Here is a 14,811-nt window from a genome sequence, read left to right as displayed (position 1 = left end):
TTATATTGTTTGCTTTTCTGCTTTAACAATATAAGTGCTGGTTAAGCCATCATGCCAACCTCTGGAGGTAAAAATAAAGGAAAGCGGTTCAAATGGAACAAGGCGAAGGAAAGTTCGTCCTACCCGCTGACCAAAGCTTGGTTTTCCGGCCGTACTGTTTGTAATTACATTACCCAAAATTGTTTTTCCAATTGAAGTATTAAACAAGCCTTCATTGATCAGGTAATAGAGGGTAATGAATAAGTAAATCAAAACGTAGAGAAAATTTTTCGACTGGAATAACAAGGGTATGGTACTATTTGAACCTTCAAGAAGCTTTATTAAAAATCTTGCGATATAATCAAACGAGGGGCAAACCACTAATGCCACTGCAGATAAATCAAATATTCGGTGTAAAAATCGCTGCCATTTACTTACTTCATCAAAAGTGCTGTTTCCATCACCCAATGGAATGAGTTGAGGTTTAGTTGGAACCAGTTGCTGCAATACATAAACATAAAATGCACTAACCAGGAAGCTTGATATGTATGTGATAAAAAACAGGCTATCAAGCAGTGGTGGCTGATGGAGATCGGTTATAAAAAAACTTTTAATCGTCCATATGGGAAAAAAGATAAAAGAAGAAAACGTGCTGTACAATAAGAAAATTCTTAATAGAACGGTGCGCCTGAACTTACTGGTCACAAATTGAAGTATGGCAATTAAATTAAATATATAAATCAGTGGATTAAAATAGAAGGAAAATGAAAATGACATGTTTGATATGTCATTCCTCTTAATTAAATTATAATATCCATACATATTCCATGCAAACATGCAAAATTCGTATAAGAAAATAATAGAAAGAACCAGTGCGATAATTTTGTTTTTAGACATTGAGGGGTTAATTTTTATCTTTGCAGGATGCAAGATATCTTTTTTCTTGTAATTAATTATCAATACAGTAAATCCAATTAATGATTTATTAAAATGAACGGACAAAACAGAAAAGACATTTACGCAGGCTTAGAAGTAGGAATCATCTTAAAAAAAGATCAACGATCCGGTAATATTACATATGGCATAGTAAAGGATTTACTCACTTCATCCGCATTTCATTCACGCGGCATCAAGGTGAGACTAGATGACGGTCAGGTTGGCCGGGTGGCAGAGATTGTGGCAGAATAAAACTTTATTTAGCCGGTTTGCGTTAATTATTGTAATTGAAATGCAATCAAAGGCCTAAAAAGTAAAAATAAAGCCTTATACGTCTATATTTGTAATAACAGTAAATAAAGAATGGGATTAATAAAGTTCATTTTCATCGCTATATTGGTACTTTGGATCATCAGAATGCTGATCCGGTTGATATTGCCTATGCTCTTTAGTAACCTGGCCAGCAAAATGCAGCAACAAGCCAATGGCCAGGCACATCAGCAACAAAGACGATCGAAGCCTGAAGGATCGATCTCTATAGATTACATGCCGCCAAAGCAGACGGGTAAAACCGATAAACTTGGTGATTTTGTAGATTACGAAGAAGTTAAACAATAACATTAAACCCTGAACCTGCTTCAGGGTTTTTAGTTTAATGCACGTTCAGCCTCCAGGCGGATCATTTTATTTCGCTCCAATAATAATTTCCGCAGGTACTTTTTCAGAAATAGCCAATCGGCCAATCGCCCCCATAAGCCGAAAGGTGAAACAAATTCAAGCCTATCAGTCATTTCTGTTTTACCGCAGGCCGATTGGAAGCGGTGCTGGTGATGGAACTTACTGAAAGGGCCTGTAACCAGCTCATCTGTGAAATGATCAGGGTATTTCATCTCTGTTATTTTAACTTTCATCCGGAATAGGATTCTAAAATGTCTCGCCTTCCAGGTTACCGTTTCATGGAATCCGATTAATCCCGAAGTTCTGCCATCAATTGCCCTTTCATCCGTATGTTGCATCGACTTCAGGTGCAGGTCAATGCTTCGGGAAAGATCAAAGCATTTTTCTATAGGGGCTGCGATCTGTGTTTTAAGAATAATGACAGCCATATTTTATAGCCTTAAACTTAAAATATCGTGTATGGCTTCGTCAATTGTGCCATATTGAAATTCAAATCCATGTTCCAGTAAAATGGCTGGCTTAACCCATCTGCTTTTTAAAATGAGTTCTGTTTCTGTCCCGATAATTGCCGCACCAATAGATAGCAGCCAAGCCGGTGTGGGCAAACCAAATGGAATTCCGTAAGCCTTTCTAATGCTTTGCATCAATACTTCGTTGGTAACGGCATGGGGTGCCGTACAATTTACTATCCCATTGATTTGTTCCTGATTAAATAACCAAGCTATCGCACGGATGGCATCCTGCTCATGTACCCAGTTTACATACTGTTTTCCATCACCCTGTCTTCCGCCTAATCCAAATTTAACCAGGTTTAGTAACCTCGGAAAAGCACCATCAGTTTTGCCAAGTACTATGCCCATTCTTAAAGCTACTCTCCTGGTTTGAGGCAATTCTGTTTCGAAAAAAGAATTTTCCCAGGCTTTGCATACATCAATAGAAAATCCACTGCCGATTTCTCCGGTATATTCATCCTGCGGATGATCTTCAGCATGCCTGTAAATGGTGGAAGATGTCACATTGATCCAGAGTTTAGGAGGCTTTATTAGGTTTTTAATTGTATTTCCCAATAAACGGGTGGGTAGGACTCTTGAATTGATAATCTCCTGCTGGTTTTTTTGTGTGTAACGACAGTTTACGTTTTTTCCGCATAAATTAATCAGTAAGTCGGCTCCCTCCAGTTCTTCAACCCAGCTATCTGTAGTTTTTCCATCCCAAAGTACAGTGGTGATATTTCCATTTTGTGCCTGAGGTTTTCTGGCTAGAATAATTACCTTTTCAGCGATTTCACTGAAGTGTTTGGCGAGTAAACCTCCGAGGTACCCGTTTCCTCCTGCTAAAATAATTTTGTGATCATTCATCATTTCTAAATATAAAAGATTAATCCTAAAATAATCAGGCGATAAATCGCCCAGGTGATGCTCAATAACCAGCCAAGTTTTAACAATTTACTTCTTCTGATGTGTTCCAGAAACATTAGTCCGGCAACAAACAGAAAATAAAGTGTATAGATTACAGGGTGAAGGTCAACGAAATGACTGGCGAGGAGTACAGGGATGAGTAAGATTGATCACGCAAAGGATATCGTCATCATATTTCCGAGGTAGTCCCAAAGTTTAGCTCTCTTATAGAAAAATATTATTATGCCCTGAAAAACCATCTGACCGCCACAAATAAAATATTCCCGGTATTCTCCGCCTATAGGAACATAACCGGTAAGTAAATGCGCATAAGCGGTAAGGATATAAGCGGTAGCTAACCATGTAAACAGCAGGTATGCCATACGGTAAGCTATTTTAAAAGTGGGTTGGATGGTATTGGGCAGTATTGCTGCCGGAATAATCACCTTTCTGTTGTAGGAAATAAAAGCATACAATTTAGTCATCATATAGATGAAAGGTTTAAACGCAAACAGTGGCCTGAATATGGGCAGTGCATTTCCGATAACTTTAAACAAACTTTCTATTCCATAAGTCACTTCACCATTTTCTGTATTCACCATGGCGATTTCATTTGCCGCACGCTGACGGTCTACCAGCGGACAAATTGATTCAGGAATTTGCTGATAAGATGTTCTGCCGTTTTCTGGCAACATGCCGGTTTTAACAAATGCTTTGGTGTAAACCTGACACATGGGACATTCATCGTCAAATAAAATGATATGATTTTGAAGTGTTTTCATTTCTTTTGTATTTAAACTTTCAGTAATAAATGAAAATTATAGTTAAAAAATAAAGCCATATAAGATATAAGGCTTATGCTTTACGCTATAGGGTTTACCATCGGTGGTTTTGATGCTTAAATCTCGTCACTTGGTACTTCCTCCTCCTACTTAAATACTTTCAACACCGATCCCCAGAACCAGCTTTCTTCCGCCTTTAACATGGTCTCCAGCGTTTTATCAACATTACCGGCCAGTTTATTAATATCAGCCACTGATTTCTTAAATGTGATCAGTTCCGGGTCTTTCTCGTTGCCTGTAACAGCAGACAGTTCATTTAATACTTTAAGAACCGGCTCCAGTTCCCTTTTTTTCCTTTCTTTAGCTACCTGTCGGGCAATATTCCAAACATCTTTATCCGCAAAAAAATACTCTTTGCGTTCTCCTGCCTTATGTTGCTTTTCTATTAGTCCCCATCCGATCAGGTCCCTGAGCGTCATGTTGGCGTTTCCCCTGGAAATACTCAGGTTTTCCATAATTTCTTCAGTGGTCAATGCTTCAGGCGAGATCAGCAAAAGCGCGTGCACCTGTGCCATGGTACGGTTAATTCCCCATTCGGAACCCAATTTTCCCCAGGCTTCTATAAATTTTAGTTTTGCTGCTGCTAATTCCATAAACAAAGATAATAATATTATCAAACTTTCAAAAATTATTGAAAGTTTATTTATTTTATATTTCCCGCTTTAATTTTATCAGTTATTTGGTTTATATCCGATTGTCCATTCAATAGCTGATTTAATAAGTCTTGTTGGGCGTGATCAAAGTAAATCACTGATTTTAAAAGTGGTATAGCCAGTTGAGGTGCAAATAATGTTCCGGCTGCAAACCCCGGTTCATTATTTCTGGCTCGATCATGATCAAACTTTACGGTTGTATTCACATATTCCTCATGCTTCTTATCGCCCTTTATATACGGAATAAGCCAGTCTACAGACTTTTTAATGGAAGATCCATTTGGAGACAAATAAGTATAGAAGTTGGTGCCTTCTCCGCGGTTAATCATAATGGCGAGCTTAAGCAAGGGTTCCAGATCATAAAGGTGATAGTGCAGGGCATCCCTTTGCTTAAAATCCAGGCTGCTTCCGTCAGGATATAAATTAATACTAATGTGACTTTTTAACTGATCTATCGTCCAGCTAATGAATTCGTGGTTGTTTAAAGCATATCCAATCTCACCCACTACTTTTAACCGGTGCGCATTCCAGTTATTAATGGCCGTGGCTTTACCAGGTTTCATGCGTTTACTGTTAATTTCTGCACTGGCGGTTTCACTTAACCATTTGTCGATGATTTTTTTATCGCCCCTGGCCATATTGTTTTTGATCAGATCATAGGCTTCAATAGCCTTATCCAGATTGGTGTCATCAATCGGATCGCCACCGGAATGATTGATTTTAGCCCACGCGCTTAAGAATGAAGTACATTGACTCAGGAAAGTCTGATTGCCGGTAAGCCGGTACTGGAGTGCCAATGCATACATTTTAGGCATATCGGCCAGTGCCAGTTTTGACTTCTCCTTTTTTGGATTGCCTTTAAGTAAACCTTCAGTCCTGATGGTATCAATAGGATCAGGTTGTTCGTTTAAATACTGCTTTGCAGATTTCTGAAAGCCGGCATATATTTTCTTTGCCCCAGGCGCATTGGAAATCTGGGTTTTTAGAATGTTGATCTCCTCATTATTTAAACTCGCTATTTGCGCTTTGGTAATCGAATATGTGGCGAATAGCAATACGGTAAACACAAATTTTCTTCTCATAAGGTGGCTTCATTTGCAGTTTTGATTTCACAAAACTAATTTTTTATTCTGCTCACATTTAATTTATTCCTTTTTTATACGGACCAAATTTTTATTTTTGACATTCCTTTAAACATAAACAAACCTTAATGAATAACTGGTTTAACAAAAATGGCATCCATTTAGCCATCATAGCAATTTTTGTAGTCATCACTTTTGCCTACTTCAGTCCTGTTTTACAGGGTAAAGCACCACAGCAAGGTGATGTTTTGCAAGCGAAAGCCATGCAAAAAGAAATTATGGATGTAAAGGCGGCAACAGGTAAAGGGCCGCTATGGACAAACCAGATGTTTGGTGGTATGCCAGCTTATCAAATCTGGGTGCAATATCCATTAAACATTACTACTTATGGTATTGATGTCATTAAAGGTGTATTTCCTGATCCGGTTGGAACAGTCGTGTTATACTTATTGGGCGCTTATCTTCTTTTCTGCGTACTCAAAATCAATCCATGGCTTGCAGCAGCGGGAGCGATAGCTTTTGCTTTTACGTCATACAATTTTATCATTATAGCTGCCGGTCATAGTAATAAAGCATTAGCGATTGGATTCTTCGCTCCTATTTTAGCTGCAATCATTTTAACCTTAAGAGGACGATATTTGGTTGGAGGAAGTTTATTCGCATTGTTTATGGCTTTGGAGATCCGTTCAAACCATATCCAGATGACTTACTATTTATTTATTGCCTTGTTCATTTTGGCTTGTATTGAGTTTTACCATGCCTTTAAAGCGAAGCAATTGGCTACTTTCGGCAAGTCAATAGGTTTTATTGTTGCCGGAATGGTATTGGCCGTTTTAGTTAATGCCGGTACTTTATGGACAACATATGAGTATGGAAAAGAAACCATTCGTGGAAAATCAAACTTAACAACGGATAAGGCAGAGCCGGCAAATGGCCTTGATAAGGAATATGCTTATCAATGGAGCCAGGGTGTAGGAGAAAGCTTCTCCTTCCTGATTCCAAATATTTATGGTGGAGCGAGCAGTATTGATGAGATGATCAAACCTGAAAGCAATACCTATAAAGCAGTAGAGAAAAATCTTCAGGGCGTTGATCCAAAACAAGTAATCGGCTATGTTGCTCAAAATTTGGGCACAAACCAATACTGGGGAAATAAACCGGGTACTTCTGGTCCTTACTATTTTGGTGCCATTATTTGCCTGCTTTTTGTATTTGGCTTATTTATCGTTCAACACCGTTGGAAATGGTGGATTTTAGGCAGTAGTATCTTGTTATTGTTGCTATCATTCGGACAAAATTTCCCACTAGTCTCAGACATTTTCTTCGATTATCTGCCCATGTATAACAAATTCAGAGCAGTTGAATCAATCTTAGCCGTTGTAGGTTTGTTAGTTCCGTTACTGGCTATTTTAGCGATTAAGGAAGCACAGGAAGGTAAATATGATCAAAAGTATTTAGTCAAGCGATTAACATGGTCGGCCGGGATTACGGGCGGTTTATCATTAATCATTGCAATTATTCCAACTGCATTTTTCAGCTTTACCCAGGCAAACCAGCCTCAGGTTTTGGATGCGTTAACACAAGCACTGCAAAATAACAGAGGTGCTGCCATGGAAATTATCAATGGAGTTATTGCTGATCGTGTATCACTTGCCCGTGCTGATGCATGGCGTACATTGTTATTCATCGTGATCGGTTTCGGTTTAACATGGGCTTTCATCACTAAAAAAATGAACATGCAATTGGTTTTTGGCTTATTAGCATTATTTGTTTTAATCGATTTATGGCAAGTTGACCGTCGCTACCTGAATAGCCAGAATTTTGTGAGCAAAACCGATCTGGCAAACCACTATCAGGCGAGGGACGTAGATAATTTTATCTCTGCAGATAAAGATCCGAATTTCAGGGTTTTTGATTTGTCGCTTGGCGATCCGTTCAAAAGTGCCGAAACATCATACTTCCATAAAACGGTTGGTGGTTTCCATTCAGCAAGATTAAAGCGTTTTCAGGAATTGGTTGATCATCAAATGACTAAAAGTATCAATCAGGATGTGCTGGATATGTTGAATACGAAGTATATCATCACACAGGATCCTCAGAACGGATCATATAAAATGCAGCGTAATCCTACCGCTGCGGGCAATGCCTGGTTTGTAGAAAGCGTTCAGTTTGTAAAGAATGCCGATCAAGAAATGAAAGCCATCAGCAGTTTCGATGCGAAGAAAGAGGCTATTGTAGATGAAAGCTTTAAAGCTTTGATCGATAGTAAAATTTTAGGGAACGGGCAGGGAGGTTTTATCAAGCTCACTGATTATCATCCTGATCATCTCACTTATGAATATTCAACAGCTAAAGATGTCGTGGCTGTTTTTTCTGAAATTTATTACAATAAAGGCTGGAAAATGTATATTGATGGTGTAGAAAAACCCTATTTCAGGGCAGATTACGTTTTACGTGCGGCACAGCTGGAAGCAGGTAACCACAAGCTTGAATTCATTTTCCATCCAACTTCATACTATACTGGTGAGAAAATATCCTTGGCAGGATCAATCCTGTTATTGGCTGGCTTATGCTTTGGATTTTACACAGAAGAAAAAAAGAAAAAGAAAGCGGTTAAAGTTTAACATAGGCTCTGATAAAACTATACCCCCGCTTGATTCCAATCTTGCGGGGTTTTTTTATTGGTTTAAGTCTGGATAGCAAGTTGTTCTAACTTATTTCAATTTCCAGCCTGCTACCGCCTTCAGCGCAAAAGGCAAAGCTGTCTTAACTTGTATGGATCAGATCTCTTCCGCTGCTTCAGTTTATGTAGCATAAAAGGTTTAAGCCAGGTTAGCCAACTAATGGTCAAATAACATTGAATCACGCTTGTAATAAAATTTAACAATCACGTAACATTTGGTTGATAGACAGTGTCTTACATTTGTAATGTAAAACCAGATGATATGCTAGAATTATTCTTCGCCGTATGCCTGCTCATAATTGTACTTTATTTCTTTAGCCCTTTCGAGGTAAAGCTTGATGAGGAAGAAGACTGGTAGGGCAGTTTTTTTATATCTGAACTGCTTTTTTAAAGCGGTAATAGCATTTGTCCCCCCAAAATTTAGTTTATGAACAAAAGAAATGTTGATGTAGTCGTAATATCCGATGTGCATTTGGGCACCTATGGCTGCCATGCCAAAGAACTGTTAAAGTACTTAAAGAGTATTAAGCCCAAAACACTTATCTTAAATGGTGATATTATAGATATCTGGCAGTTCAGCAAACGCTACTGGCCGGAATCGCACATGAAAGTCGTTCGTAAATTAATGAAATTCGTTTCTGAAGGCGTGCAGGTTCATTACCTTACCGGAAATCATGATGAAATGCTGCGTAAATTTGACGGTATGGAAATGGGCACATTTCACCTGCAAAACAAACTCATTATGGAGCTGGATGGCAAGAAAGCCTGGTTTTTCCATGGTGATGTTTTTGATGTGACCATGCAGCACTCTAAATGGCTGGCGAAAATGGGCGCAGTTGGTTACGACAGTCTGATCCTGATCAACAGCTTTGTAAATTGGGTACTCACAGCCTTTGGACGAGAGAAAATGAGCTTTTCAAAAAAGATCAAGGCGAGATTTAAGGACGCCGTAAAGTTTATCAATAGCTTTGAACAAACTGCGGCCGAGCTGGCTATTGAAAAGGGTTATGAATATGTGGTTTGCGGTCATATCCATCAGGCTGAAAAGCGTAATATTACAATGGAAAACGGAACGGTAACTTATCTGAATAGTGGAGATTGGGTAGAAAGCCTCACCGCTTTAGAGTATCAGGATCAAAACTGGACGGTTTTTAAGTATGATCATAAAGAGTTTACAAAAGACGAAACAGATGATGGAATCCTCTCAGATTCAGAAGATTTGAAGAGCAAGCTGGATGTAAATATTCTTTTGCAACATATAAAATATGAAATTGCCCAATAATTTTGAGATATTAGGGCTTAAATGAAAATACTTTATGCCATACAGGGAACCGGTAACGGACATATTAGCCGTGCCAGGGAAATTATTCCATTGCTGCAACAATATGGCGAACTTGATATTCTGGTGAGTGGTACACAGGCAGATGTAAAGCTGAGTCAGCCGGTGAAATACCAGCTTCATGGTTTCAGTTTTATCTTTGGCAAAAAAGGTGGTGTAGACCATTTCAAAACCTGGCTGAGTATGAACCTTTTTCGTTTCAGAAAAGACATGAAGCAGCTGCCCTTAAAAGATTATAACCTGATTGTGAATGATTTTGAGCCTGTAAGCGCATGGGCCTGTAAACTTCAGGGAATTGATTGTGTGTCACTAAGCCATCAGGCGGCGTTTAAATCTAAAAAAGTTCCCCGCCCGAAAACATTGGATTGGGGTAAGTTAATTTTAAGCCGGTACGCACCCACAAAATACCACATTGGTTTTCATTTTGATCGGTATGACAGCTTTATTCATACACCGGTGATCCGGTCTGAAATCAGGGCCATGAAAACGGAGAACCTGGGCCATTATACTGTTTACCTGCCTGCTATAGATGATAAACGGCTGGTGAAGCTTTTTATGCAACTGCCAGAGGTAAAATGGGAAGTTTTTTCCAAGCATAGTAAAGTGGCCTATCAGGAAGGAAATGTATGTGTAGAACCGGTGAACAATGAAAAATTCAACAAGAGTCTGGCTACCTGTGAAGGTTTGTTTACCGGGGGCGGATTTGAAGGGCCTTCTGAAGCACTCTATTTAAAGAAAAAATTATTGGTGGCACCCATGCGCTTTCAGTTTGAGCAGCAGTGTAATGCTTATGCATTGAAACAATTTGGTCTGCCTGTAATCTGGGGGAGTTCTGATAACTGGTTGCCCATTATAAAGGATTGGGTGGCAAACCCTCAAAAACATGAATTTGATTTTCCGGATGAAACAGCCCGGATTATTGATGATATGGTAAAAAAATATGCAAGGGTTTAATTCAAATGGGATGTGTGTAAAGTCCTGAGTCTATCAGGTTCTTTTATAGTGAAATGCTGAGGTATTTCAGGTGGTTAAACATTTAGCTACTTAAACACTGCAGTCAATTCCTAATAGATAAATATTTTTTTATTCCAAAGCGAAAAGCTTTGAGCAGTTGTGATTAAGCTATAGTCTTATTTTTTGACCATATAATACACATAAGTTAATGTAAGCCGGAGTGTTATTAAACTGCAAAGCAAAGCTTAAGCTTTCTGCCTGGTCTTTAAGCTTTAGTCTTTTCGCTTTAACCTTTCTTAAATTATTTTCTTTACTTTGCATCTCTTTGAAAAAGGCATGATTAATCAGTTTAGAAAGCTAAATCCCATTAACCTCATCTTATTGCTAGCTTATACGTTTTTTATGCGTATAGCGATATTTTATGAGTTGCCGGGCCAGTTAAATTTTGATTTTCTGGAGCCTTTTGCAAGATTGCTGATTCATGTAGATCTAGATCAGGCACTTTCACCGGCTGCAAATATCTTTTTTGCCACAATGCTTGTTTTTATCCAGGCCTTAATATTTAACCGTGTTACGAATAACCATAACCTGCTTTCAAAGCCCAGTTTTTTGCCTGCTTTAATGTATGTTACAGGTACCAGTTTATTTATGCCATTTATGGTTTTGAGTCCGGCATTAATCACCAATTTTTTGCTGATCTGGCTAATTGATAAATTTCTGAAGCTGAATAAAAGCGCAAATTCAATCACAACCGTTTTTGATATTGGGATGATCATTGGTGTGGGCACCCTGATTTATTTTCCATTTATGGCCATGCTGCTGCTCATTTTTCTGGCACTTTTGCTTTTCAGATCATTTAACTGGCGCGAATGGGTATCCGGTTTGGTGGGCTTTATTACGATCTTTTTTTTCCTGGCCGTATTTTATTACTGGAACAATAACATTGGCTCTTTTTACCAGATCTGGAGGCCATTAGGCAGTAAATTTCCATCCGTGTTTAAAATTAATTATAACGATTACCTGGTGCTTATTCCCGTTACCATTATTATTATTCTGGCATCGTTACAACTTCGTGAAAATTTTTTCAGGAGTTTTATCAGCACCCGGAAGGCCTTCCAGTTATTGTTCTTCATGTTTATTGTTGCCGGGGCGAGTTTTTACCTTAAGCCTCATTTTCGTACCTGGCATTTTTTACTGGCTGTACCTCCAGGCGCAGTACTTTTGGCCTATTATTTTAGTAATGCCAAGGTAAGATGGTTTTATGAAACGCTGTTTGTTTTATTTATCCTTTCTGTACAGTACTTTCTTTTTGTTTAACCTTTTTTAACAAAAAACTAGAACAAAACTTAACAAAGATTAATAGCTTTGTGGCATGAAGTTTCGTATTAAAGCTTTTTTAGGTTTTAATCTGGTTGATAAGGCATGTTTTCAGGTCAGTAGATAAAGCATAATAAAATGACATGCATAGGTTAACTATTGATATCGGGAACTCATCAGCAAAAATAGGCGTTTTTGCCGATCGTGAAATGATTCATCATCTTCGTTTGCTTAAGGTAGGTATTATTGATCTGGCACACCTGATTGATAAGTTTTCACCTCGTAAAGCAATTATCAGTAGTGTAAATCAGGACATCACACCTTTAGAAGAATTTTTAAAAAAACGAACAAGCTATACCCGGTTTTCAACTTTATTAACGAATGGCGTGATCAACCGGTACCAAACACCCAATACCTTAGGTTTAGACAGGTGGGCAGCCATGTTGGGGGCCAATGGTTTATTTCCTGAAACGGCTTGTATGGTAATCGATGCCGGTACCTGCATCACTTATGACCTGCGCACAGGAAGTAACGAATATTTCGGCGGAAGTATAAGTCCGGGGATAAAAATGCGTTTCAAATCCATGCATGAGTATACAGGCCGCTTACCTGTAATTGATTGGGATGCGAATGAAGAGATTCCGCAAGGTGTTGATACCGTTTCTGCAATGAAAAATGGTGTTTTGCAAGGAATTATTAATGAAATTGAAGGTTATATAGCCTTAAATAATATAAAAGAAAGTGCTTTAAAGGTGATTATAACAGGTGGCGACGCTAATTTTTTGTTTAAGCAATTACAAAACAGCATCTTTGCCCCTCAAATTATAAAAGATCCGTACTTGGTATTAAAAGGATTAAATGAAGCTATTGCAGATTAAAATGTACAAAAGAATAAATTATATTGCAGCCATACTCGTTCTCGTTTGTGGTTTAGGTGCCCAGGCGCAGGTTACCACCTCATCACCATATTCAAGATTCGGACTTGGAAATATAAAGGGTTCATTACTCCCTCAGCTTAGGGCCATGGGTGGAATTTCAACTGCGGTAAATAAAGTAACCGGGTTTAATTACATCAACATGCAAAATCCGGCTTCGTATTCCGGCATTACCTTAACCACCATTGATATTGGGATGAGTGCCAGCTTAACAAGCTTATCCAAAAACAATTTAACTGAATCAAGTTTTAACTCTACGTTCAGTCACCTGGCTTTTGCTATTCCGGTAAGCAGAAAATCAGCAATCAGCTTTGGTATCATGCCTTATTCTGATCTCGGATATTCTTACCGAAACAATGTGAAAATAGATACCTTATCTGTTGATCAGCTTTACGAAGGTGAAGGTGGCCTGTCAAAGGCCTATTTTGGCTATGGCCATCGCTTTGGAGACCATTTAAGAATAGGCGGAAATGTTGAGTATATCTTTGGTAACCTACAAACCACCCGGGCTACGGAATACACGGCAACAGGTGCAATTAATGCGAAGCTTCAAAATAAAAATAGTGTTGGCGGCTTAAATTATTCTTACGGTATTCAGTATGATTTCAACCTGGGCAGCAAAACACTGCTTACTTTAGGTTATTCAGGAAGCACATCATCTACCATTAATTCTCAGCAAAATGCCTATGCTATTCAGTACACCAGGGCAGCAGACGGAACTGAAAATCTGGCTACAGATACTTTAAATGTAATTAATGGCGCAAAATCTAATCTGAAACTACCCTTATCACACAATTTCGGAATTTCGATACAGCAAAATGATAAATGGTTAATTGGCGCAGATTTCAGGATGAGTAAATGGGCGGCAACCACTATCAATAATGTTAATTCTGGCTTGCAAGATAGCTGGGGTGCTTCATTGGGGGGGCAGTGGACACCGGATTATACTTCCTATAACAGTTATCTGAAACGTGTTGATTACCGTTTAGGGGTTAGCTATGACAAAACTTACGTTAAAATCGGAAACCAGGACATTAAACAAATGGGTGCATCATTGGGCTTTGGCTTCCCGCTTCCAACGGCCAATGCAGGCTCGGCTTTTTATAAAATCAATTTTACTACAGAAGTAGGCCAGAGAGGGACTATGATGAATAACCTGGTTAAAGAACAATACATTAACTTTCACCTGGGTTTCACGCTTAATGATACCTGGTTCCGCAGATACAGGGTTGATTAATGAGATTGCAAACATTGCTTTATGGTTTGATGCTGGGGTTACCACTTTTTATGGTGGCCTGTGGAGAGGATGACCTGAAAAATGCAAATGCAGTTTCTGCTAAAAAAATAACGTTCACCCGTGACCGTACTTTAGGTGTGGAAATTATTTACAGTGACTCGGCCAGGGTGAAAGCAAGAGGCAAAGCGCCCATCATGGATAAAGTTACGCCCTCAGCCGGTGTGGCCTATGAAGAAATGATCAAAGGGGTGAATATCGATTTTTTTAATCCAAAAGGAACCATTGATGGTAATCTGGTATGTGATTATGCCATCAGAAAAGATGAAATAAAGCAAACCATCTTCAGAAAAAATGTAGTGGTAAAAAATAATAAAGGCGATACCTTTTCTTCTGAAGAATTAATCTGGGATGAAAATAAGAAGATTTTTTATTCTAACCAGAGGGTTTATGTTAAGGGTGCAGACGGCAGTATCGGAGACGGAATTAATTTTAAAGCCCCTCAGGATTTCAGTACATATGAAATGGAAACCGGAAGCGGACAGTTAAATATGCAGGAAGGTATTGCGCCGTAGGTAGCGATAGAATGCATGAATTTTGAATGAAAGAAACCTGTTTTCATTTGGCTTAAATTATGCGCTATTCTATCATTCTACCCCTCCCTCATCCCACTAATTAAAGCGTTCTATTTGCTTAAAGATTAAACACTTGATAAATAAAATTTTGTATTTTCTTTTTTAAGGCAAATTTGTATCTTGCGCCCTCTTAAAAAAAACTAAATA

15 protein-coding genes are annotated in these 14,811 nt (G+C 38.6%); 9 read left to right on the top strand and 6 right to left on the bottom strand.

Features of this window, described 5'->3' with window-relative positions; genetic code table 11:
- Positions 1 to 756: an RDD family protein gene (locus tag CBW18_RS09610; RefSeq protein WP_172406483.1), complete on the bottom strand. Its 756-nt coding sequence runs from the start codon at positions 754 to 756 to the stop codon at positions 1 to 3.
- A 213-nt stretch (positions 757 to 969) separates the two neighbouring features.
- On the opposite strand from CBW18_RS09610, the gene CBW18_RS09605 reads away from it, so the two are divergent.
- Together CBW18_RS09605 and CBW18_RS09600 are read left to right on the top strand one after the other, a co-directional pair.
- Positions 970 to 1,167 (top strand): YwbE family protein, encoded by a 198-nt coding sequence (locus tag CBW18_RS09605; protein WP_029281115.1) that lies wholly within the window; start codon positions 970 to 972, stop codon positions 1,165 to 1,167.
- Between the two features lie 111 nt (positions 1,168 to 1,278).
- Positions 1,279 to 1,533, top strand: coding sequence for a DUF4834 family protein (locus CBW18_RS09600; RefSeq protein ID WP_088301062.1), 255 nt, complete (start codon positions 1,279 to 1,281; stop codon positions 1,531 to 1,533).
- A 29-nt stretch (positions 1,534 to 1,562) separates the two neighbouring features.
- On the opposite strand, the gene CBW18_RS09595 is transcribed toward CBW18_RS09600, so the two are convergent.
- The 5 genes from CBW18_RS09595 to CBW18_RS09575 all read right to left on the bottom strand — a co-directional run bounded on the left by CBW18_RS09595 (position 1,563) and on the right by CBW18_RS09575 (position 5,567).
- The gene (locus CBW18_RS09595; RefSeq protein ID WP_088301061.1) at positions 1,563 to 2,021 is read right to left on the bottom strand and encodes an SRPBCC family protein; all 459 of its coding nucleotides are present in this window, start codon (positions 2,019 to 2,021) and stop codon (positions 1,563 to 1,565) included.
- Between the two features lie 3 nt (positions 2,022 to 2,024).
- Positions 2,025 to 2,954 carry a TIGR01777 family oxidoreductase gene (locus CBW18_RS09590; protein WP_253248999.1) on the bottom strand — a complete coding sequence of 310 codons (930 nt, stop codon included), beginning with the start codon at positions 2,952 to 2,954 and terminating at the stop codon, positions 2,025 to 2,027.
- 206 nt (positions 2,955 to 3,160) lie between these two features.
- Complete coding sequence (locus CBW18_RS09585) at positions 3,161 to 3,772, bottom strand: DUF393 domain-containing protein (protein ID WP_253248998.1); 612 nt, start codon at positions 3,770 to 3,772, stop codon at positions 3,161 to 3,163.
- 146 nt (positions 3,773 to 3,918) lie between these two features.
- Complete coding sequence (locus CBW18_RS09580; protein ID WP_088301060.1) at positions 3,919 to 4,425, bottom strand: GbsR/MarR family transcriptional regulator; 507 nt, start codon at positions 4,423 to 4,425, stop codon at positions 3,919 to 3,921.
- 50 nt (positions 4,426 to 4,475) lie between these two features.
- Positions 4,476 to 5,567 carry an alginate lyase family protein gene (locus tag CBW18_RS09575; RefSeq protein WP_088301059.1) on the bottom strand — a complete coding sequence of 364 codons (1,092 nt, stop codon included), beginning with the start codon at positions 5,565 to 5,567 and terminating at the stop codon, positions 4,476 to 4,478.
- Between the two features lie 128 nt (positions 5,568 to 5,695).
- On the opposite strand from CBW18_RS09575, the gene CBW18_RS09570 reads away from it, so the two are divergent.
- From CBW18_RS09570 to CBW18_RS09540, 7 genes are all read left to right on the top strand, one after another.
- Positions 5,696 to 8,191 (top strand): YfhO family protein, encoded by a 2,496-nt coding sequence (locus tag CBW18_RS09570; RefSeq protein ID WP_088301058.1) that lies wholly within the window; start codon positions 5,696 to 5,698, stop codon positions 8,189 to 8,191.
- Positions 8,192 to 8,677: 486 nt separating this feature from the next.
- Complete coding sequence (locus CBW18_RS09565) at positions 8,678 to 9,532, top strand: UDP-2,3-diacylglucosamine diphosphatase (protein WP_088301057.1); 855 nt, start codon at positions 8,678 to 8,680, stop codon at positions 9,530 to 9,532.
- Between the two features lie 21 nt (positions 9,533 to 9,553).
- Positions 9,554 to 10,543, top strand: a complete 990-nt coding sequence (locus CBW18_RS09560) for a glycosyltransferase family protein (protein ID WP_088301056.1) — start codon at positions 9,554 to 9,556, stop codon at positions 10,541 to 10,543.
- Between the two features lie 402 nt (positions 10,544 to 10,945).
- A complete protein-coding gene (locus tag CBW18_RS09555) occupies positions 10,946 to 11,860 on the top strand; it encodes a DUF6427 family protein (protein WP_253248997.1) in 915 nt (304 codons plus the stop codon).
- A gap of 143 nt (positions 11,861 to 12,003) precedes the next feature.
- Positions 12,004 to 12,738 carry a type III pantothenate kinase gene (locus tag CBW18_RS09550; protein ID WP_088301054.1) on the top strand — a complete coding sequence of 245 codons (735 nt, stop codon included), beginning with the start codon at positions 12,004 to 12,006 and terminating at the stop codon, positions 12,736 to 12,738.
- Between the two features lies 1 nt (position 12,739).
- The gene (locus CBW18_RS09545; RefSeq protein WP_253248996.1) at positions 12,740 to 14,032 is read left to right on the top strand and encodes a hypothetical protein; all 1,293 of its coding nucleotides are present in this window, start codon (positions 12,740 to 12,742) and stop codon (positions 14,030 to 14,032) included.
- On the top strand, positions 14,032 to 14,604 hold the full coding sequence (locus CBW18_RS09540) for a hypothetical protein (protein WP_088301052.1): 573 nt from the start codon (positions 14,032 to 14,034) through the stop codon (positions 14,602 to 14,604). The genes CBW18_RS09545 and CBW18_RS09540 overlap by 1 nt, the downstream gene beginning before the upstream one ends.
- The last annotated feature ends 207 nt before the right edge of the window (positions 14,605 to 14,811 follow it).

Source organism: Pedobacter sp. AJM, from assembly GCF_002197755.1.
Taxonomy (GTDB): Bacteria; Bacteroidota; Bacteroidia; order Sphingobacteriales; family Sphingobacteriaceae; genus Pedobacter.
This window is presented reverse-complemented; position numbering and strand designations above follow the sequence as displayed.

Excerpts from the sequence above, each read along its gene's own strand:
- CBW18_RS09610 (WP_172406483.1), bottom strand. The coding sequence starts at position 756 with ATGTCATTTTCATTTTCCTTCTATTTTAATCCACTGATTTATATATTT.
- CBW18_RS09605 (WP_029281115.1), top strand. The coding sequence starts at position 970 with ATGAACGGACAAAACAGAAAAGACATTTACGCAGGCTTAGAAGTAGGA.
- CBW18_RS09600 (WP_088301062.1), top strand. The coding sequence starts at position 1,279 with ATGGGATTAATAAAGTTCATTTTCATCGCTATATTGGTACTTTGGATC.
- CBW18_RS09595 (WP_088301061.1), bottom strand. The coding sequence starts at position 2,021 with ATGGCTGTCATTATTCTTAAAACACAGATCGCAGCCCCTATAGAAAAA.
- CBW18_RS09590 (WP_253248999.1), bottom strand. The coding sequence starts at position 2,954 with ATGATGAATGATCACAAAATTATTTTAGCAGGAGGAAACGGGTACCTC.
- CBW18_RS09585 (WP_253248998.1), bottom strand. The coding sequence starts at position 3,772 with ATGAAAACACTTCAAAATCATATCATTTTATTTGACGATGAATGTCCC.
- CBW18_RS09580 (WP_088301060.1), bottom strand. The coding sequence starts at position 4,425 with ATGGAATTAGCAGCAGCAAAACTAAAATTTATAGAAGCCTGGGGAAAA.
- CBW18_RS09575 (WP_088301059.1), bottom strand. The coding sequence starts at position 5,567 with ATGAGAAGAAAATTTGTGTTTACCGTATTGCTATTCGCCACATATTCG.
- CBW18_RS09570 (WP_088301058.1), top strand. The coding sequence starts at position 5,696 with ATGAATAACTGGTTTAACAAAAATGGCATCCATTTAGCCATCATAGCA.
- CBW18_RS09565 (WP_088301057.1), top strand. The coding sequence starts at position 8,678 with ATGAACAAAAGAAATGTTGATGTAGTCGTAATATCCGATGTGCATTTG.
- CBW18_RS09560 (WP_088301056.1), top strand. The coding sequence starts at position 9,554 with ATGAAAATACTTTATGCCATACAGGGAACCGGTAACGGACATATTAGC.
- CBW18_RS09555 (WP_253248997.1), top strand. The coding sequence starts at position 10,946 with ATGCGTATAGCGATATTTTATGAGTTGCCGGGCCAGTTAAATTTTGAT.
- CBW18_RS09550 (WP_088301054.1), top strand. The coding sequence starts at position 12,004 with ATGCATAGGTTAACTATTGATATCGGGAACTCATCAGCAAAAATAGGC.
- CBW18_RS09545 (WP_253248996.1), top strand. The coding sequence starts at position 12,740 with ATGTACAAAAGAATAAATTATATTGCAGCCATACTCGTTCTCGTTTGT.
- CBW18_RS09540 (WP_088301052.1), top strand. The coding sequence starts at position 14,032 with ATGAGATTGCAAACATTGCTTTATGGTTTGATGCTGGGGTTACCACTT.